Source organism: Aquimarina sp. 433 (genome assembly GCF_054054605.1).
Genome location: NZ_JBSWZK010000004.1, coordinates 67,718 through 87,363, shown reverse-complemented (window position 1 = coordinate 87,363; position 19,646 = coordinate 67,718). Strand labels below are relative to the sequence as shown.

General features: G+C 32.3%; 22 protein-coding genes and 1 other RNA gene. 11 read left to right on the top strand and 12 right to left on the bottom strand.

The genetic code is table 11. From position 1 onward, the window contains the following. The first annotated feature begins 1 nt into the window (after position 1). Positions 2–901 carry a Ppx/GppA phosphatase family protein gene (locus tag ACWNT5_RS09715; protein ID WP_299600921.1) on the top strand — a complete coding sequence of 300 codons (900 nt, stop codon included), beginning with the start codon at positions 2–4 and terminating at the stop codon, positions 899–901. Between the two features lie 138 nt (positions 902–1,039). Further along, complete coding sequence (locus tag ACWNT5_RS09710; RefSeq protein WP_299600924.1) at positions 1,040–1,594, top strand: porin family protein; 555 nt, start codon at positions 1,040–1,042, stop codon at positions 1,592–1,594. Between the two features lie 65 nt (positions 1,595–1,659). On the opposite strand, the gene ACWNT5_RS09705 is transcribed toward ACWNT5_RS09710, so the two are convergent. Next, complete coding sequence (locus ACWNT5_RS09705; protein ID WP_299600927.1) at positions 1,660–2,310, bottom strand: Crp/Fnr family transcriptional regulator; 651 nt, start codon at positions 2,308–2,310, stop codon at positions 1,660–1,662. Between the two features lie 238 nt (positions 2,311–2,548). Between ACWNT5_RS09705 and ACWNT5_RS09700 the strand changes: the two genes are divergently transcribed. The 6 genes from ACWNT5_RS09700 to ACWNT5_RS09675 all read left to right on the top strand — a co-directional run bounded on the left by ACWNT5_RS09700 (position 2,549) and on the right by ACWNT5_RS09675 (position 8,211). Next, on the top strand, positions 2,549–3,094 hold the full coding sequence (locus ACWNT5_RS09700; RefSeq protein ID WP_299600930.1) for a YybH family protein: 546 nt from the start codon (positions 2,549–2,551) through the stop codon (positions 3,092–3,094). 178 nt (positions 3,095–3,272) lie between these two features. Further along, entirely contained in the window at positions 3,273–4,583 is a 1,311-nt protein-coding gene (gene lysA / locus ACWNT5_RS09695) for a diaminopimelate decarboxylase (protein WP_456517397.1), read from the top strand. A gap of 6 nt (positions 4,584–4,589) precedes the next feature. Next, positions 4,590–4,862: an acyl carrier protein gene (locus ACWNT5_RS09690; protein ID WP_299600933.1), complete on the top strand. Its 273-nt coding sequence runs from the start codon at positions 4,590–4,592 to the stop codon at positions 4,860–4,862. A 161-nt stretch (positions 4,863–5,023) separates the two neighbouring features. Further along, positions 5,024–6,598, top strand: coding sequence for a class I adenylate-forming enzyme family protein (locus ACWNT5_RS09685; protein WP_299897341.1), 1,575 nt, complete (start codon positions 5,024–5,026; stop codon positions 6,596–6,598). A gap of 2 nt (positions 6,599–6,600) precedes the next feature. Continuing rightward, positions 6,601–7,467, top strand: a complete 867-nt coding sequence (locus ACWNT5_RS09680; protein ID WP_299897340.1) for an alpha/beta fold hydrolase — start codon at positions 6,601–6,603, stop codon at positions 7,465–7,467. Positions 7,468–7,485: 18 nt separating this feature from the next. Next, positions 7,486–8,211, top strand: a complete 726-nt coding sequence (locus tag ACWNT5_RS09675; RefSeq protein ID WP_299600942.1) for a DUF6733 family protein — start codon at positions 7,486–7,488, stop codon at positions 8,209–8,211. Positions 8,212–8,274: 63 nt separating this feature from the next. On the opposite strand, the gene miaE is transcribed toward ACWNT5_RS09675, so the two are convergent. The 8 genes from miaE to ACWNT5_RS09635 form a co-directional block, all read right to left on the bottom strand. Further along, positions 8,275–8,856, bottom strand: a complete 582-nt coding sequence (miaE, locus tag ACWNT5_RS09670) for a tRNA-(ms[2]io[6]A)-hydroxylase (RefSeq protein WP_299602585.1) — start codon at positions 8,854–8,856, stop codon at positions 8,275–8,277. 119 nt (positions 8,857–8,975) lie between these two features. Then, positions 8,976–9,671 (bottom strand): hypothetical protein, encoded by a 696-nt coding sequence (locus tag ACWNT5_RS09665; protein WP_299897338.1) that lies wholly within the window; start codon positions 9,669–9,671, stop codon positions 8,976–8,978. A 9-nt stretch (positions 9,672–9,680) separates the two neighbouring features. Next, on the bottom strand, positions 9,681–9,890 hold the full coding sequence (locus tag ACWNT5_RS09660; protein ID WP_299600947.1) for a hypothetical protein: 210 nt from the start codon (positions 9,888–9,890) through the stop codon (positions 9,681–9,683). 76 nt (positions 9,891–9,966) lie between these two features. Continuing rightward, the gene (locus tag ACWNT5_RS09655; RefSeq protein ID WP_299600949.1) at positions 9,967–11,769 is read right to left on the bottom strand and encodes a DNA polymerase III subunit gamma/tau; all 1,803 of its coding nucleotides are present in this window, start codon (positions 11,767–11,769) and stop codon (positions 9,967–9,969) included. Positions 11,770–11,887: 118 nt separating this feature from the next. Then, positions 11,888–12,550: an SCO family protein gene (locus ACWNT5_RS09650; protein WP_456517234.1), complete on the bottom strand. Its 663-nt coding sequence runs from the start codon at positions 12,548–12,550 to the stop codon at positions 11,888–11,890. Continuing rightward, positions 12,531–13,097, bottom strand: coding sequence for a toxin-antitoxin system YwqK family antitoxin (locus ACWNT5_RS09645; RefSeq protein WP_456517233.1), 567 nt, complete (start codon positions 13,095–13,097; stop codon positions 12,531–12,533). The genes ACWNT5_RS09650 and ACWNT5_RS09645 overlap by 20 nt, the downstream gene beginning before the upstream one ends. Continuing rightward, complete coding sequence (locus ACWNT5_RS09640; RefSeq protein ID WP_456517232.1) at positions 13,098–13,874, bottom strand: YHYH protein; 777 nt, start codon at positions 13,872–13,874, stop codon at positions 13,098–13,100. 11 nt (positions 13,875–13,885) lie between these two features. Next, positions 13,886–15,199, bottom strand: coding sequence for a sulfatase-like hydrolase/transferase (locus tag ACWNT5_RS09635; protein ID WP_456517231.1), 1,314 nt, complete (start codon positions 15,197–15,199; stop codon positions 13,886–13,888). A 192-nt stretch (positions 15,200–15,391) separates the two neighbouring features. Here ACWNT5_RS09635 and rnpB point away from each other — a divergent pair. From rnpB to bshA, 3 genes are all read left to right on the top strand, one after another. Continuing rightward, positions 15,392–15,711, top strand: an RNA gene (gene rnpB, locus ACWNT5_RS09630) — RNase P RNA component class A. A 50-nt stretch (positions 15,712–15,761) separates the two neighbouring features. After that, on the top strand, positions 15,762–16,190 hold the full coding sequence (locus ACWNT5_RS09625) for a hypothetical protein (protein WP_456517230.1): 429 nt from the start codon (positions 15,762–15,764) through the stop codon (positions 16,188–16,190). A gap of 163 nt (positions 16,191–16,353) precedes the next feature. Beyond that, a complete protein-coding gene (gene bshA, locus ACWNT5_RS09620) occupies positions 16,354–17,481 on the top strand; it encodes an N-acetyl-alpha-D-glucosaminyl L-malate synthase BshA (RefSeq protein WP_456517229.1) in 1,128 nt (375 codons plus the stop codon). 70 nt (positions 17,482–17,551) lie between these two features. Here the strand turns inward: bshA and ACWNT5_RS09615 are convergent, their stop codons facing one another. The 3 genes from ACWNT5_RS09615 to ACWNT5_RS09605 form a co-directional block, all read right to left on the bottom strand. Beyond that, positions 17,552–18,088: a hypothetical protein gene (locus ACWNT5_RS09615; protein ID WP_299897320.1), complete on the bottom strand. Its 537-nt coding sequence runs from the start codon at positions 18,086–18,088 to the stop codon at positions 17,552–17,554. A gap of 129 nt (positions 18,089–18,217) precedes the next feature. Further along, positions 18,218–18,709 (bottom strand): hypothetical protein, encoded by a 492-nt coding sequence (locus tag ACWNT5_RS09610; RefSeq protein WP_299600973.1) that lies wholly within the window; start codon positions 18,707–18,709, stop codon positions 18,218–18,220. A gap of 117 nt (positions 18,710–18,826) precedes the next feature. After that, positions 18,827–19,642: a 2-oxoadipate dioxygenase/decarboxylase family protein gene (locus ACWNT5_RS09605; RefSeq protein ID WP_456517228.1), complete on the bottom strand. Its 816-nt coding sequence runs from the start codon at positions 19,640–19,642 to the stop codon at positions 18,827–18,829. Between the last annotated feature and the right edge of the window lie 4 nt (positions 19,643–19,646).

The following is a 19,646-nucleotide window of genomic DNA, read 5'->3' as shown; positions in this document are numbered from 1 at the left end:
TTTGTTGACTATAGAAAAATATGGAGCCATTGATATTGGTTCAAATGCGGTGAGATTGTTGATTAGTAGTGTCCACGAAGAAGAAGGAAAAAAGACACGATTTAAAAAAACTAGCCTTGTAAGAGTTCCTATTCGATTAGGAGCTGATGTTTTTTTAAATGGAAAAATTTCAGAAGAAAATATTGGTAGGATGTTAGATGCTATGCAGGCTTATCAACTTTTAATGAAAACTCATAAAGTTGTGCGTTATAAGGCTTGTGCTACTTCAGCCATGCGAGAAGCTAATAATGGTAAAGAAGTCGTAGATCTTATTAAGGAAAATACGGGAATACATATTGATATTATCGATGGCTCTAATGAAGCTGCGATAATTGCTATGACGGATCTCCATGATTTAGTAAATTCTGATGCAACCTATCTTTATGTAGATGTAGGAGGAGGAAGTACAGAATTTACATTATACCATAATGGTAAGACTATTGATTCCAGGTCTTTTAAATTAGGAACTGTTAGATTACTTAATAATGTAGTTTCTGAGGATACTTGGAGCGAAGTTGAGAATTGGATTAAAAAGATCACTGCTGGATACACTCGGCTATCCCTTATAGGTTCTGGAGGAAATATTAATAATATTTTTAAGAATAGTGGAAAAAGTAATGGAAAACCCCTTTCCTTTTTGTATTTAAGTTCATATTATGATTTATTAAAGTCATTGTCTTATGAAGAAAGAATCTGGCAATTGAATCTTAATCAAGATAGAGCGGATGTGATTCTTCCGGCAACTAGAATTTATTTGTCCGCAATGAAATGGAGTGGTGCTCAAGAAATATATGTGCCTAAAATTGGGCTTTCTGACGGTATTATTAAATATCTTTATAGTGAAAAATTAGAGGGTAAATAAAGTGTAGAACAACAAGTTTATTGGTATTTTATCTATTTTTATGCCTTATTTTTTATATTAAAAAAACATCATTAATTTAAAAATTGCTTTTTTTGTTATAAATTGTACATATACCAAATATTAATAAATACTTATGCTATGAATAAAAAAATACTTTTAATTTTTGTATTATTAATTACTTGTATTACGATAAATGCCCAAGAATCGAAGTATGGAATTAGAATTGGAGCTAATCTAAGTTCTATAAGTTCTGATAATATTACTGGTGATTTGGATCAAAGTAGAATCGGAGTAGTAGTTGGTTTTCTTGCAGATTATAGGTTAACCAACAAATTAAGAATACAACCAGAGCTTCAATATTCTGGACAAGGTAATAAAGATAGAGATCTTAGAGTAAATTATTTACAACTACCTATTTTATTAAAATACAACATAACAGATGTTTTTAATGTTCAATTGGGACCACAAGCTGGTATTAAAATATGGGAGTGGGAAGATAACCAAGCAGACACTACAGATTTTGGCACCTTTGATTTTGCTGGAGTGATTGGTGTTGGTGCTAATATCACGGATAATTTTTTTGTTGATCTTAGGTATGCTTTAGGATTGGCAAATGTTTTTGACGAAGATGCTGGACTAAATATAGACGGTACGAGTCGCAATATTCAATTATCAGTAGGTTACAGGTTATAAAATAAGCTCTTTCCAATAAAATATTTTGAAGCTCACCAATTACATGGTGAGCTTTTTTATTAATATTAAAATGTTCCGTAATACTCAAAGAATTTTTTGGTCAGCGTTAATGTATTTTGATCCGATTTAATGAGTAGTTTACTTTTTAGTTTATTCATGATTTTATTAATGGTTACTCGTGTTACTCTTAAGTAATTAGACATTTCTTCTTGATTTAAAGGCATATTAATAATAATATTCTCCTGATGATCTAATTTATGATCAAACTTATCTTTAAACTCCATCAATACATTAAGAATTCTTTGTTCCGTATTTCTTAGATACAGCGTTTTAATTCTTCTTTCTAGTTCTATGTATTGATCTCCTAAGATTTTCAAAAAACCAATATTCTCTGATATTTTATCATGTAATAGATTTTGTAAAATCATAATATCAAACTCTTGTATTTCTGTATTGTTCTTTTGTGCTTCACAGATATAATAAAAAGGAAAGCTATCAATCATAGGTTTAGCACCAAAATATTGACCAGAAGTTAGTAATAAAGGGATAGTTTCTTCTCCATTTTTAGTGATGCTGCTGATTTTTACAATCCCATTTTTTACATGGAATATTTTTTTGTAGAAACAGGTTCCCTGAACAATGATTTCTTTCTTGCAATAATGATTAGATTGTTTTTGATCCTTTGGGATCAAAGCGTTTAATGATGTAAGTGACATTGAATTAAGTTGGTTATTTAATTAAACAAATGTTAAAATTATGTCATATTAACACCGTAAAATGAATTTAATTGTGATTAATACATATTTCTTTTGAGGTTAATATGTCGTTCTAAGGGATTCATAATTAAAATAAAGTAGAATTAGTGTTAGAAAATTTATACCAAAGTAGCAGACCCTATACTAATTTCGAGTTGTATAAAAACACAATTAATAACTCTTAAAACCATTTAAAATCATGAACTCAATTCATTTAAAACGGGGATTTATTCTCATGCTACTTGGAGTATTGACTACAGTAATCTATTCATTTGCAAAAAATGATATATCTGAAGTAGTTAAGATCGAATACAAAGAATCTGTAGTAAGCTATTTTGGAGATGAAACAGTAACCAAAAAGGACCTTTTAAAAGAAGCAAAACTTATTGATATCGCAGATCGACGATTCGAAACAAAGTGGAGAAATAAAGATCCAAAAGGTATCTCTGAAGAATACACTACTTCTGGAGCTGTATTTATGAAACCAGGAGTAAAACCAAGAATTGGAAGATCACAAATAGAAAAAGAATTTGCAACAAGCGTTAAATCTGTAGATAAAGTAGAATTTTTTCAGGATGAGTTACAGTTTTTCGGAGGAATGGATGTTGCTTTTCAACGATGTCATATGTTAGGATATGTAGATACAGAAAATAAACCCATATTCGAAGGGTCTTATGTAATTCTATGGAAAAAAGAAAAAGGAGAATGGCTTATAGAATATGATATGTTTAATTCCGATAAATAGTCATTTTCTTAAATCTATTTGTAATTACAAAGCTTTGTATAGAAGTAATTGTAATTCATAATATCAAACTAATACTAGAGCAGGACTAGACTAATACGATTTCTACTAGAGTCTTGCATAACTTTAATTGTTTAGAATAGAATCGCTTAAAAACGATAGGGCTCATTAAAGTAGAAGAATTTTCTATTCTAGCAATAAACACACACACATGAAAATAAATAATTCAGCAATAACATCTATTGCCAAAGAATATGGTACTCCATCTTATATTTATGATGGAGATCAATTAGTGAAAAATTATAAAAATCTCATAAATGCGTTACCAAACTTTGTAGATGTATTTTATGCATTAAAAGTAAATCCGAATGTTTCACTTGTTCGATTATTAAGAAATAACGGAGCATGTACTGAGGTGTGCTCGATTACCGAAATGGAAATAGCACTAAAAGCAGGTGCTACGCCAGAAGATATTATCTATTTAGGCCCTTGTAAGAAAGACTATGAGCTTAAAAGAGCAATATCATTAAATATATTTGCTATTGTTGTAGAATCTGAAATCGAATTGGAAAGGGTTTCAAATTTTGCAAAAGATTTAGGAGTAGTAGCTAATGTAGCTATTCGGATAAATCCAGACTTTTCTGCCGAAGGATCACCATGGAAAATGGGAGGAAGACCTACACACTTCGGAATTGAAGAACAACATGCCATACAAAACTTTCGAGAGTATTTGAACACTCCAAATGTAAATGTGAAAGGAATTCACGTGTATAATGGAACTAATATTTTAGAAGCTTCTTCAGTATACGAAAACACAAAATACATCCTAGGATTATATGATAAAATTGTGCAGATGTATAACTGTAAATTTACTATGGTTGACGTGGGTGGAGGAATGGGTGTTCCGTATTTTAATAACCAGAAGGAACTAGATATTGAAGAATTTAAGGCATTAATGGTTCCCTTATTCTCTAAATTCAATCAAAAATATCCAGATACACGCATTATTATGGAATCTGGAAGATTTATAGCGGGAACAGCAGGCTATCTGGCTGTTACTGTAAATAATATAAAAGTAAATCATGGAAAAACATTTTTAGTTACGGATGGTGGTACGAACTGCCATTCTGCAGCAGCAGGTTCCGGACGTGTCGTGAAAAGAAATTTTCCAATGCAAAATATTTCAGCGTCAAAGGACAGTACAAATAAGGTATATCAAGTATCAGGACCTTTGTGTAGCCCAGATGATATCATTGGTAGAAATATGGAATTAAAAGAGGCAAAAGTTTCAGATGTTCTTTTGGTAGCATTTTCTGGGGCATATGGCCCAAGTTCTTCTCCAGGACTTTTTCATAGTCATGGTTTTCCCTCAGAAGTACTCATGTATCAAGATAAATCATATTTGATTAGAGAAAGCGATACTACTTCGGATATTATGAGTAAACAAATAATGGTGGATGTTCAGCATCACGATGAATTAATTTTAAACTAGCTAAAAATGAATACAGACATAATTTTAGATACTATAAAAAATGGACTTATAGATAGTATACCTAATATTACAAAAGATCAAATTGTTATGGATGCTCATCTTAAAAATGATCTAGGTATAGACTCATTGTCATCTATGTTTTTTCTGACTTTTTTAGAAGATAATATTCAGGGGTTTGAAGTGAATGCAGATACCATAGAAGCCAAGCATTTTAATACGCTAAAATCAATATTTGAATATGTATTGAATGAAATGAAAATACCTGTGTCTGCTATTTAAAAGAAGATACAATTAACGCCTTTTCATAGACTATCTTATATTATTAATTATTTATATATAGAGAACAATTAAGGCTTTTAGTATGATTAGATATTAGAAGCCTTGATTAATCTTCTTTCTTTATATAAAATCACAAATCTTACAAAACAATGATACCAAAAATGCAAAATTTCTTGGAAGAATCAGTACGTCTGTTTCCTAACAAGGCAGCTGTAGTCACCGGGAAAAACATATATACTTTTTCTGATGTAGAACGTCAATCAGATTCATTAGCAATTTATCTTCAAAGTGTTGGGGTAAAAAGGGGAGATAGAATTGTACTACAGTTAGGAAATACGATCGAAGCGGTTATTTCATTCTGGGCAGTTCTTAAAGTTGGAGCTATTGTTATTCCAGTAGGAACAGAATTGAAATCAAACAAGTTAGAATATATTCTTGATAATTCTGGTGCTATAGTTTTTATTTCAGCAAAAGACACCATTTTATTACACAAAAATATCATAGCGAAATCTAAACTTACAAAAGTTATCGTAGTGGATAGAGATGATCAACTCAAAGAAGATTTGTTCGTGGATTATTTCGATACGTTAAAGAATCATCATTCGACATTAAAGCCTTCAGGTTTAATAAGTATCGATCTAGCGGCCATTATATATACTTCTGGTTCTACAGGAGAACCTAAAGGTGTAATGCTATCACATGAAAATATGATCGCTGCTACAAATTCTTTAAATAGTTATCTTAATTATCAAAAACATGACAAAGTGTTATGTGCACTACCATTATCTTTTGATTACGGTCTATATCAGATGATCATGTGTATTTCTAAAGGAGCAACCTTGCTTTTAGAGAAAGAATCTTCTTGGCCTATATTTTTATTAAAAACTATAGAAAAAGAGAAGGCAACTATTTTGCCTGCAGTTCCTACTATGATTATGCTATTACACGAACAAAGTAAGAAATACAACTTTGATCTTTCGAGTGTTAGAACAGTAACAAATACAGGAGCAGCGTTGTTGCCTAGTAATATTCAGATGATCAAAAAACTATTTATCAAGGCAGATATATTCTCTATGTATGGACTTACCGAGTGCAAAAGATGCACGTATTTACCTCCTAAAGAGATTGATACAAAACCAAATAGTGTAGGAATTGCAATTCCTAATACTGAGTTATGGGTTGTAGATGAAAAAGGGAATAGAATTCTTACACCAAATACCGTAGGGCAATTGGTAATAAGAGGAGCAACCGTAATGCAAGGTTATTGGAAAAAACCAGAGAAAACATCAGAAAAACTAAAACCAGGAATATATCCTGGCGAAAGAATATTATACACTGGAGATTACTGTTGCATTGATGAGAACGGATACCTCTATTTTAAGGGCAGAATGGATCACATGATCAACTCTAGAGGGATTAAAGTGAGTCCAAAAGAGGTTGAAGATTATCTAAATACAATCTCAGGTGTTCATTCGGCAGTAGTAACTGGAGTCCCTCATGAAGATTATGGAGAAGCGCTTTTTGCTTTTGTCGTGTTGGAAGAAGGTTCCTTAGTTTCTGAAAATGATATCTTAATTCAATGTAAAGAAGGCCTAGAGATTTATAAGGTTCCAGAGTATCTTAAAATTATTAAATCGATACCTAAAACACCAAATGGCAAATTCAATGTAATTGAATTAAAAAATAGAGCATTGCAGCTTTTAAAAGAAGAGCATATTAATTCTTCGGTGATTTAATTATGGAATTAACATTTGACTTAGGAGACTTAACACTTAAGGCGAAGGCTTGGGGTAATTCTAATAACCCTCCGATTTTAGGAATTCATGGTTGGTTAGATAATGCGAATACTTTTGATAGTATCGCGCCATTAATTTCAAAGGATAAATATTTTATTGCCATTGACATTGCTGGACATGGCTTATCAGATCATAGACCTGAAAATAGCTCATATTTCTTGTGGGATTATGCAAAGGATTTACTTGGTGTTATCGATATATTAGGATGGGAAAAGATTTCAATTCTTGCTCATTCCATGGGTACAGGTATCGCTAGTATTATGGCTGGAGCGATGCCTGAGCTTGTAGATAAACTAATATTTGTTGATGGTCTTGGAGCCCCATTTGTTTTGGAAGATAGTAATGTAGTAGACAATTTTAGAAAATCTATTAAACAACGAAAGATGGCTAAGAAAACCAAATTGTATGGGTTTTCTTCAATTGATGTTCCACAATTTGCTACAAAAGAAGAAGCTATTAAAGATAGGATGAAGAGTAATTTTGGAAATATCTCATATCGATCTTCTGCTTCTTTGATAGAACGCTCCTTGCAAAAAATATCTAATGGATATCGGTGGCGATATGATGCTCGTATAGCCTTACCGGAAATCTATAAAATGACAGAGCATCAAGCACAGCTGTTTATTGACAAAATTAGCTCCGAAGTATTAATATTACTGGGAGAACAAGGACTCTTCGCCGAAGGATTGTTTCATAAAAGACTTCAAAGATTCAAAAAGAAACAGTTGCATTGGTTGCCAGGAGGACATCATCTACACTTAGAAGAACAGCATGAAGAAATCGCTGTTCTAATTAATCAATTTTTATAATCAAAATACACATTAATCATGAAAAACCTTATACTAAAGTTTTTAGTACTGCTATTTGCTACTCATATATTACAAGCTCAAGAATTAGAGAGTGAAAATAAAACAACTTTCGCAACAAAAATTATTCATAATAGTGTTGCTGGATTTTATCCAATTTTCTTCGGGAATTTTGAAACTAGTAAAAATTATGATATTACATTTTACACTATTTTTTGGACAAATCCTGCGTTTGGGAACTTAGAATCAGGAAGTGATTTATTGTTAGAAACATCTGTAGGATTGGGTTTCAAACTATTTGATAAATCATTATATATTAATCCTTCTTTCGGAATTACTAGCGGAAAGTTCTCTTCTAATAGTACAGGAACTAAGATTGCAGAAGGTGTTGTGCCAAGTATCTATGTGAATTACCAAAAAAGGTTTCTGGATTTCGAGGGGTATATAGCTTATTATAAATCTATTCGCGAAGATGATGACATCATCACCAAAGATTATTTATTGAATTGGATGGCACCAGGAATTAATGTAAGTAAGCGAGTTGTTTTGGGAGCTTTCTACGAGTCGTTCGGTATCACAAGACAAGAAGATGGAGATCCTTTGTTGGTTTATCAATGGTTAGGAGGTTCTATTAAACTGAAATTCGATAAAGGAATTGCTTTTAGGATATCTGCGGGAGCAACATTAAATACAGATGCAGGAACATCAGATGAGTTCTATAAGGTATCCGCTTTTATTCCTTTATAATAATATGGGTTGAATTAAATACACAGAAATAACGATATTTCTGTGTATTTAAGTGAATTATCTTTATCCGTGAATAGTTTCTTTTTTGCTTAAAGATTGCATGATCTCTGCTTCGAATTCTAATAAATCTTGCCATTTTTGATCCACTTCCTTGCGATCACCATATTGTCGAGCAAAATTTAAAAACATAGTATAGTGATTTGCTTCACTTACCATAAGATCTCTATAAAACTTTGCGAGTTCTTGATCTTCTAATTCTTCGGATAAGAGTTTAAAGCGTTCACAACTTCTTGCTTCTATAAGCGCTGCATATAGCAATCGGTGTACTAATTGAGTGGTTCTGCTGCCTCCTTTTGGAAAAAAAGTAACCAACTGTATTACATAATCATCTTTTCTATCTCTACCTAAAGTCCATCCTCTAGCAATAATTTTATCATGAACCATTTTAAAATGGCTAATTTCTTCTTTTACCAATTTAGTCATTTCCTGAACTAGTTCTGTATATTCAGGAAAACTAACGATAAGAGATATTGCCGTAGATGTTGCTTTTTGCTCACAATAAGCGTGATCAGTGAGTATTTCTTCAATGTTCTTTTCTACGATGTTTACCCATCGTGGATCTGTAGGAAGCTTTAATCCAAGCATGCTATTTCTTTTTTACTATACATTTTTCTTTTCAGAGGACTAAGATACTGCTTTAAAATAGAGAAGTAATTAAAAGCCTGAATATTATTCATTCAGGCTTTTGATTGTATTAAAAAGTATTAATTCTTTTCTTTTTCTGAAGTAAGCTTTACAAGTTTTTCTTCTCCTTTTGTGATACCAGATTTAACTTTTTCCATTTTCTCTTCATACTTTTTTAATCGTTCTTCGGCTTTTGCTACTTTTTCCATTTTAGCAGTATATTCTTCTTCTGTAATCTTTCCCGCTTCTTTTTTAGCAAGCAAACGATCTTTTGTTTTTTGAATTTTATCCACACCTTTTACTTTGCGATCTTCAAGATTAGATAAACGATCTTTCTTGTTTTCAATTCTTGTTTGTACCGCATTGGCTTTTTCATTCTTAAACGAAGCACGTTTCTCTTTTAATTCTTTTCTTTGTTCTTTAGTCGCTTCTTTATAAGCATCCATTTTTTCTTTAAGCTCAGGGTGTTCTGCTAAATATGCTTTTTTTTCTTCAGCTGTCATTCCCTTCATTTTTTCGCGATGCTCGCCTAAAATTTCTTTTCTACCTTCTTTCAGTTCTTTTTTAGCCTCTTTAATTTCTTGCTTTTTCTCCTTCATTTCTTCTTTCATCTCCTTCCGTTTCTCCTTCATCTCTTTGCGCTTTTCTTTCATTTCCTCTTTCTTCTGCATTTTCTTTTCTTTCAGGTCTTTAGCAGGTTTTTCAGCTTTTTGAGCATTGGTAATTCCGATGCATCCAACTAATAATGCGATAAATATATATTTTGAAAATTTCATTGTGTTTTTTTATAGGTTATCTAATTCGTTTAAAGCATTTTCTAATTCTTCTGCTTCTTTTTCTAAAGATTCAAAATCTTTATCAATTTCAGTAGCTACAGCTTCAATTTCATTATTTAATTCTTCTGTTTTTTTTGCTTCTTCTTCCTGAGCTTTTTTGTCAGTGCAGGCCACCATAAAGAATGGAATTACCAAAAGGAATAAAAGATGTTTTTTCATAATTAAAATTATTTAGGTTAGTGTATTAAAGATACCCAATTTTTTAATTACGAATATAAATTTGAAAAGGGATATTTTAGATATCTAAATCAAAATCAGATCTTAATTTATCGATAAGAGGATTCTTTTCTCGAAGTTTGGCATATTTATCCTGTGGAGTGAAAGCATATTTTTTTGAAGCTTCTTCGTTTACATGGATATCAAGAGCAATACTATAATTATTTAGTTTTTTATATAGAAACTGAAACAATCCAGGTAGCGCACTTTCCATATCGGCTTTCATGGAATGGTTTGGTAGTTCTAAATAAATCTTACCGTCATTCAATGTGGGTATATTCATCGCAAACATAGATCCAATGATACGCTCTCCTTTTTTATCTTGCATTTTACCGTATTCTTCCCAACATTTTTGCATTTGAGCTTCTGTAAAATCGTCGCTAGGTAGATTTTTAGGATCAACAATGGTATCTACTTTTTTCTCTTCGTGTTCCTTTTTCTTCTTTATACTGCTTAGAGATAAACCAGAAGTTCCTCTTTGTCTTGGTTTTACTAGAGGTTTACTTTGGGATGTAGTATGACTAGTAACTTCTTTTGGTTCTGCAACCGCATTGTCCGTTGTAGTGTTATTTGAAGTATTAGCAATAGGTATTTCGGCTACTTCCTTTGTAATTGTTGGAGCAGGAGTATGATCTACATTAGTTAAAGATTGCTTATCATCTGCTTTTTGTTTTTGTTCCTGTGAGATTTTTACAGGTTGAATGCCTTTTTCCTTAAAATAACTAGGAGGGATTATGTAAGGTTGGTCATTTTTTTTTTCTCCGTCTTTAGTAAGTACAGAGGCAAGTTGCATTAGGCAAAGTTCAACGAGTAATCGTTGATTTCGACTCGTTTTATATTTCAGATCACAATCATTTGCCAGTTCAATCCCTCTAATAAGAAATGGGTGAGGAGACTTCTGTGATTGCTCTAGATATTTAGCCTTGGTTTGCTCTCCAACTTCTAACAAATTAATAGTTGCTTGATTTTTACAAACTAAGAGATCTCTAAAGTGCGAAGCTAGTCCCGCAATAAAATGATGTCCATCAAAACCTTTGGATAGAATTTCATTAAATTCTAGTAATAACTGCGGAATGTTATTTTCTAAAATTAGATCTGTAGTTCTAAAATAAGTTTCATAATCTAAAACATTCAGGTTCTCAGTAACCGCTTGACGGGTTAGATTTTTACCACTAAAACTAACAACTCGATCAAATATTGATAATGCATCTCGCATAGCACCATCCGCTTTTTGTGCTATAATCTGCAGAGCATCTTCATCGGCGACAATACCTTCTTGTTCCGCAACCTGCATCAAATGTAGCTTTGCATCAGTAACCGTAATTCTTTTAAAATCAAAAATCTGACACCTGGAAAGGATGGTAGGAATGATTTTATGCTTTTCGGTGGTAGCTAATATAAAAATAGCATGCTTAGGAGGTTCTTCTAACGTCTTAAGAAAAGCATTAAAAGCAGCCTGAGAAAGCATATGAACCTCATCGATAATATAAACTTTATAAGTTCCTACCTGAGGAGGTATTCTAACTTGATCGATGAGATTACGAATATCATCCACTGAGTTATTGGATGCAGCATCTAGCTCAAAAATATTAAAAGCGAAATCTTCATCAGGATTTTCATGTCCTTGTTGATTGATAGTTTTCGCTAATATTCTGGCACATGAAGTTTTACCAACACCTCGCGGACCCGTAAACAATAAAGCTTGTGCAAGATGATTATTCTCTATAGCATTCAGCAACGTATTGGTAATAGCCTGTTGACCCACAACATCCTTAAACGTTTGGGGTCTATATTTACGAGCTGATACTATAAAATGTTCCATCGCTACAAAGTTAAAAATAGATTGGAAATAGGATATTGAAGATACTTTTTTTTACTCGGTAGTTATTAACAACGTCGAGTTTGTAACATCCAAATGAGTTTTATCATTCTTAAAATATCTATAGATCGCTTTCCTTTTTAAGCATTTCGATATGTCTTATTAGTCTTTTTATTTCTAAGGAGATCGTTCCATTATAAACACCTCTTATTCTTCCTTTTGGATCTACCAAAATAAAGTTCTCAGTATGAATGAATGCGTTTTCGTCCTTGGTTTTTACAAAATCTTCGTCTGCGAAATAGGAGGTTCTAGCTAAATCATAAATCATTTCTTTATCTCCAGTAACTAAATTCCATTTACCAGATACAATATCATTTTTGATAGCATATTCTTTCAGAACTTCGACAGAATCTCTTGTGGGCATCACTGTATGAGATAATAATTTAATGGAATCGTCATGCAAATATTTCTCTTGTAACACTGACATGTTCTTTTCTAATTTAGGGCATATTCCAGGACAAGTTGCAAAAAAGAAATCTGCAACATATATCTTTCCATTATAGGTTTCGTTAGTAATTATATCTCCATCCTGATTTGTCAGTTTAAAAGGAGCAATTTTATGAATTCTAGTATATTCAGGTGATCCAACAGCAATCCACTCTGGAGTAAATACAGCGGAATTAAAAAAAGGGAGGCTTTGTTTTTCAATATCTGTATTACAGGAAAATGCCGTTAAAACAACGAAAATAACGGTAAAAAATAACTTATTTGTAGGTTTCATCATTGGTACTAACGGTATAACATTTTTTTAATCCTATAAGCCCATAACGTTCTCCATTTTTGGCAACGTAGTTTGCTCTGATTTTTCCATTGGATGACCACATTTTCTGGGAACCATCTTCTTTACCATTTATAAAGTGAAATACTTTAGACTGCTGGCCGTTTTGATACCATTCGGCTACTTTACCATGATATTCACCTTGATTGTTAAATTCATATTGAAATTTTAATTGACCGTTTTTCCACCATCCTTTATGAGTATCCGTTTTCTTTCCATGCTGATAAAATCTTTTTTCTGCTAGTGTAGTATTGTCATATGTTTTTATTTCTTCTCCATGTTTTTTACCTGCTAAATAAGAAATCTTAGTAGTGATTTTATAGACAGAATCCGAAGAAGTTATAATTCCTGAAAAAGGAGTGCCCTTATATTGTAAAACGCCATTTTGTAATAAAAAATCTCTAGAATTATAGGTTACATCGAGATCAGATTTTTTCTCCTTACTACAGCCAAATGATATAAATAATACTAAATAAAAAAGAAATTTATTCATCTACTGACTAATATTTCCAGGAGTTCCAAAATATCCATTTCCATTAATATATGGATCGTCTAAGGTAATATGATAATGATATATTTCGTCTGGAAAATCTGTGGTAGTATGTGTATGTCCGTGATATTCATCTAAATCATCACTAGTAACCATCACGTTATTTTCCTCTGGTCCATATACAGGGAATCCGTCCGCTAATAATCCTAAAAAAGATGATCTTCCTAAGGTATTGGTTAAAAATAAAGGTTCAATATGATAATGATAAAGGCTACCTCCAGTTGGATGACCTGCGAATTGATCAAAGGAATTGATCTCATCTGTTAAAGGTTGATTATCTGGTCCCGCATATTGATTGAAAAAAACAACTCCATTAACAGAAATTCCTATCGGTCCCAATCTTGTAGCTTCTTTTACTTCTGCTTCTTCGGGTCTTCTAGGTATTCTGAACACAATATTTTGAGAACCTATCAAGTTCGGATTTAAATTAAAATCAGGGTTTGTTCCGTTATACGTTTCGTACATAGGATGACTTTCACCCCAATATGGGCTCGTATGATTGGGTACACCATTAGTGGTAAATTCTATAAAATCGTCTTCGATGACATAGGATACTCCATCTATATTATCAAACATTGATACGATAGAAGATATATCAGCACTTGAGTTTACAGGAGGATTATCTGTGTTATCATTATTTGTATTATTACTATCGTCAGATGAACAGCTTAAGAACAGTAGGAGAACGATAAGGAAGAAAAAGGGTATGTTATTTTTCATAGGGTGTTATTTTATTGTTTTATGTTTATAATTGCTTCTTTTAATAAATTTAATTGTGCTTCGTCTTCTGTCGAAAGTGGTAGCTGGTTGTCATTTAATAAATTAGTGTTTTCCAAAGCATCGTTTTGTAAATGGTATAAAGCTTCACTACCATCTGCAAATAGGATGTACTTATGAGAGGCATTTCTTATGGTGTATTCATCATCATTGGTATCATTGCCTACTTCAGAATACACATACTCTCGAATTGAATTAGTTGAAGGGGTAGTTAATAGTGAAGAAAAGCTTTTACTGTCATGGATAGAAGAACTATTTACTCCTGCGAGATTAGCTATAGTTGCAAATAAATCTGTTGTGCCCAAAAGTGATTCATCTATCGAATTAGTTCTAGTTACATTTTTTCCTGAAATAATCATTGGAACATTAATACCTCCTTGATATAATGAACCTTTTACTCTTCTTCTATTATATTCTTGTGCTACTTTACTAGGAGACCCATTATCTCCAATAAAAATAATTATAGTATTATCTCTTTCTGTTTCCGATAGAGAATTGAGTAGCCTTCCAATTTCGGCATCCATAGCCTCAATTGAAGCTAGGTAATATGCCAAAGGGTTGGCATCAATAGTTGCTTCATCATTAGGAAGATCACCTTGAGAGTGCAAGTCCGATGGAGGAAGGTGAAAAGGAGTATGTGGTGCATTATATGCTAACCACAAGAACCAAGGAGATTCTTGATCATCAATCCAATTTATAGCAAGATCTGTTAGCTTGGTAGTAACATATTCTGTGGAGGTTGTATTTACTCCATTTTCATTTAGACTCCAATCTTCATAACTTCTAACTCCTCCAGATAATAATCCAGCGTAATATGAAATTCCAAAATTACCAGGTTCTGATGCTCCAGTACCAAGATGCCATTTTCCTACGATACCACTATTATATCCAGTAGATTGATTAGTTAAATACTGATGAAGGGAGGTTTCAGAAGGAGATAAATCATCATCTACTTTCAAAACACCAGTTCTAAATCCATATTTTCCTGTAAGTATACTAGCTCTAGTCGGTGTACATACTGGATATGACCAAAAATTGGTAAATCGAATACCCGTATCGATCATGTTTTGAAGATTAGGAGTAGTAGGTTTTATGTCTCCAATGGAGTAACCTGGAGTAGCGTCAAGTCCCATATCATCTGCAATAATTAAAAGTATATTGGGCTTGTTTGGTTCCTCATTCTCCTCACTTTGAGAGGTGTTGTTATCGCTACTGCAGGAAAATAAAAATATAGCGCAGGCTAATATAAAAAGCAAGTTCACTTTCATAAGGCAGGTTAGTTTTTGTTATTAGACTTGGGAGAGTCGTAAAGGTTTAAATAACAAGTAAATAAAAGTAAGGAAAATCATTGTTTTATGAAAATTTTAAGAAAATTAATCTTTTTTATTAGCTGGATATCAGGGGTTTATTAATAGGTAAGTATGAACTTTAAAAAGCCATATTTTATAGTATATTTGCGGCAAGCAGATCACCTTATCGCCGTGTGCCGAACTTAGTTTGGAACAAGGAGGAAAGTCCGGACACCATAGTGCAGCATAGCGGGTAACGCCCGTCCGTCGAGAGACGAGGACAAGTGCAGCAGAAAGAATGTACAGGTAATGCTGTAGTGAAATCAGGTAAACTCTATGCGGTGCAACGCCATGTATACCAGCGCTTAAGGGTTGCACGCCCAATGTTGGAGGGTAGGCGGTTGGATTCTAAAAGTAATTTTAGAACTAGATAAATGATAAGGATCTCATTTAGGTGAGTTACAGAATCCGGCTTATGATCTGCTTTTTTATTCTTTATTTGGGCATACTGTTTGTTGATTATTGATAAACAGATCATATTATGCTAAAAAAACTCTTCATAGTACTTTTTCTATATATTTCGAATAGCGCTTTAGCCCAACAAAATCCAATAACAACTAATGATTTTTTGGGTGATTGGAGTATGAAAAAATCAAATGAACATTTTCCAGATATTTATCTAAATAAGTTAAATAAGATTATTAATTATAAAGGACATGGTGTTAGTTTTTTCATAGGTAAATACACTGGTAAAAGAAGAATTAAGATTTTTACTTCAAAAAACCTTCCAAGACGATGCGGAAATGATAACAGACTGTATTTTTCTAATGACTTCAGAAATCAAGATGTTTGGAAGTATGATTCTGATACACAATTATTGATTGTCTTTGATTATAAGACTGATCAAGAGAAGAAGTTTAAAGTCAATAAAATAAGTTCAGAAGAATTAATATTAAATCGTATCGAATAAGATTTTACAACTCTTTTAACAATAAGCAATACTAATTTTCTTGTACATTGTGCAACGTAAAGAAAATTGTATTTGTGAAATGCGCCATAAATATAGATCACTAATTCGATTCTACAATCATTGGCGAATTCCATCTAACCTACTTTAAAAATAGAATACATAGATGAATATTGCTATTGTTTGTTACCCAACATTTGGTGGTAGTGGAGTAGTTGCCACTGAATTAGGAATTGCACTTGCAAAGTTAAACCATCAAGTACACTTTGTTACCTATAAGCAGCCAGTCAGATTGGAATTATTAAATCCCAATATTCATTTTCATGAAGTAACTGTTCCAGAATATCCGCTCTTTCATTATCAACCTTATGAATTAGCACTTTCTAGTAAACTGGTTAATACAGTTAAAAAGTACAATATAGAATTATTACATGTACACTATGCAATTCCACATGCGTATGCAGGCTACATGGCTAAAGAGATTTTAGAAGAAGAAGGAATACATATTCCTATGGTAACTACCCTTCATGGTACTGATATTACACTTGTGGGAAATCATCCTTTTTACAAACCAGCGGTAACTTTTAGTATTAATAATAGTGATATAGTAACTTCAGTTTCAGCTAGTTTAAAAGAAGATACTTTAAGACTCTTTGACATTAAGAAAAAGATTGAGGTAGTTCCTAACTTTATCGATGCAAGCATTCGTAAAGCTGATTTTACCGAATGCCAAAGAGAATTAATGGCAACACCTGAAGAAAGAATAGTAACACATATCAGTAATTTTAGACCCGTTAAAAGAATAATGGATATTGTAGATATATTCTATAATGTTCAGAAAGAAATTCCTGCTAAATTATTAATGGTAGGAGATGGTCCCGAACGTGAATCTGCTGAAAAGAAGTGCAAGGATCTTGGTATTAAGGACAAAGTTATCTTTTTAGGGAATAGTAATGAGATAGATAAAATTTTGTGTTTTTCGGATTTATTTTTACTTCCTTCAGAAAGAGAAAGCTTTGGATTAGCCGCTTTAGAAGCAATGGTTAATAAAGTGCCAGTTATATCTAGTAATGCTGGTGGAATTCCAGAGGTAAATAAAGATGGTGTGTCTGGTTATTTAAGTGATGTTGGTAATATACAAGAAATGTCTACCAATGCTATTCGTATTCTTAAAGATGATAATACTCTAGCAAAGTTTAAAGAAGGTGCATTCCAGCAGGCGCTAAAGTTCGATATTGATAATATCGTTCCTATATATGTGGAGTTATATGAGAATGCATTGGCAACTGTATAACAAAGCACCATTGTCAATGACAATAGTGCTTTACAACTAAACAAAAATCAAATCAATTGATCTTTTATTATTAAAAAGTATATCTAGCGGCAATACCAATATTTACTCCAAAGTTATCTACGTCATTTACTCCTGCAGCATTTTCGATATTATGAATGTCATAAGTTGGACGTATACTAAAAGCTACTTGCAAAGGAAAATCGAAACGATAATCTACTCCAAAATCGGCACCTACATATGGAAAGAATTCACTATCTCTATTACTAGATATTCCTATACCAAAAAAACTAGTTTTGAAGTCTATATATCCGGCTCCAATCCCAGGACCTGCAAACCAGTTTAGGTTATCCCAGATATTATAACTCCAGTGAAAATATCCACCTCCTCTGTAGGTGTTGATAAAAGAATTTGTTCTCCAGCTTAGATTTAAGTCGATTCTATTGTGCTCACCAAATAATTGTCTTTGATAAGTGATTTCAGGACCGAATCCTTCATCGCCAACTACACCTTCTGATAATCGAATACCGATAGCATTTTTCGGGATATCCTGTGCGTGTGTTGAAAAGGTAGTTAGGATTAAGAATGCAACAAAAAATAATTTTTTCATGATTATAAGGTTTTTTTGAAATTTATCTTTTGTATACATTAGAATTAAAAGGTTAACATTTTAAAATAAAAAAAATAACCCTTGGGTATAATTGCCCAAGGGTTATTCATTTTCTAAGTGTATTAATTTCTAGAACTTATACCGTGCACTCAGTCCTAAATTAAATATGATATCATCATCATTATAATCATCGAAATAAATCTCAGGTCTGAAATCAAGTGAAATTTGTAATGGGAAATCAAAATGATATTCAATTCCAACATCACCGGTAACAAAACCAAAAGGTTCCAGATCATCTCGGTTATCCAAATCATTATCAAAATCTACGAGACCACCACCGATTCCTGGTCCTACATACCAATTTAAACCTCCATCGATGTTAAATACCCAATGATACATTCCTGTAAGTTTTAAGGCATTGTATCGATTTCTTCCTTGTACACCAAGATCTAATTCGATTCTAGTATCTGAACTTAATCGTGCTTGATAGGAGGCTTCAGCCCAAAAACCATCACTTTCGCTTAATCGTAAACCAATTGCATGTTCTGGAATGTCCTGTGCTTTTGCTGATAAGATAGAAGCCACTACAACAATGAATGTGATTAATATACGCTTCGTCATTATGAATTTGTTTTTTGTTAATTTTCCTAAGTATAACGCTAGATGCCAATTTTTAATGTAGCAACATTACCTAAGATTTTGTTAATTTCATATGGGTACAAACGTAAATACCTGATTTTATTGTGTTTTTTGAAGTTTCATATCAGTACTTTCAAATATTTTATCTGCAGAATTGGCAATAAAACCAGTAAATAATTTTCCATTATCTTGTGTATATCTAAATGCGAACTCATAATAACAAGAGGTTATTTCTCTGATTCCTTCTACAAACTCCATTTCGATTTTATCCGCTAGAATACTAGATTGTTCTAAAAACTGCTCAGGAGTACCTTTGATTTCACCACCAGATGTATTCATTGCAAAACCATTGTCTTTCAAAAAATCATTTAAAAGATGAAGATTCTCAAAGTTTTTAAGCTTATTTACATCTACCGTGAAATGGTTAGAGCAAAATCCATTAACATACATCCAAGCGGCATATTCAGATTCTTCTTGTAAAGATTGATATATTTCGTAAGAAGGAGTTTCCCATACTCTTCCTTTTAATACAAGATCGTCTTTATCAAAAACAGTTTGCTCACAAGCATCTAAAATATTTTTTACGTTCGATTGTAGTTCTTCAGAAAAATGAGCGGTTAGTAATTGACTTATAAAAATCTTTGGAGCGTCTGGATCTTCTAGGTTTTCATAATGTTTTGCATATAGCTTTTTAGCTTCAAAATGATACTCTCCCATTTCTTTATATCCCATTGATAAAAAAGGTTTGGCAATTACCTCTATGTTTGTTCTGGGGTCATCAAAAGTTCTAATAGCAATATGATCATTATATACAGTTTCATTTTCTTTTTCTAATAATGATTTAACTTTATGAGCAGAAGGTGTTTTATCAGCATACTGTTTCCATAGTGCTGAGAAAAAAAGTGTAGAATTCATTTTT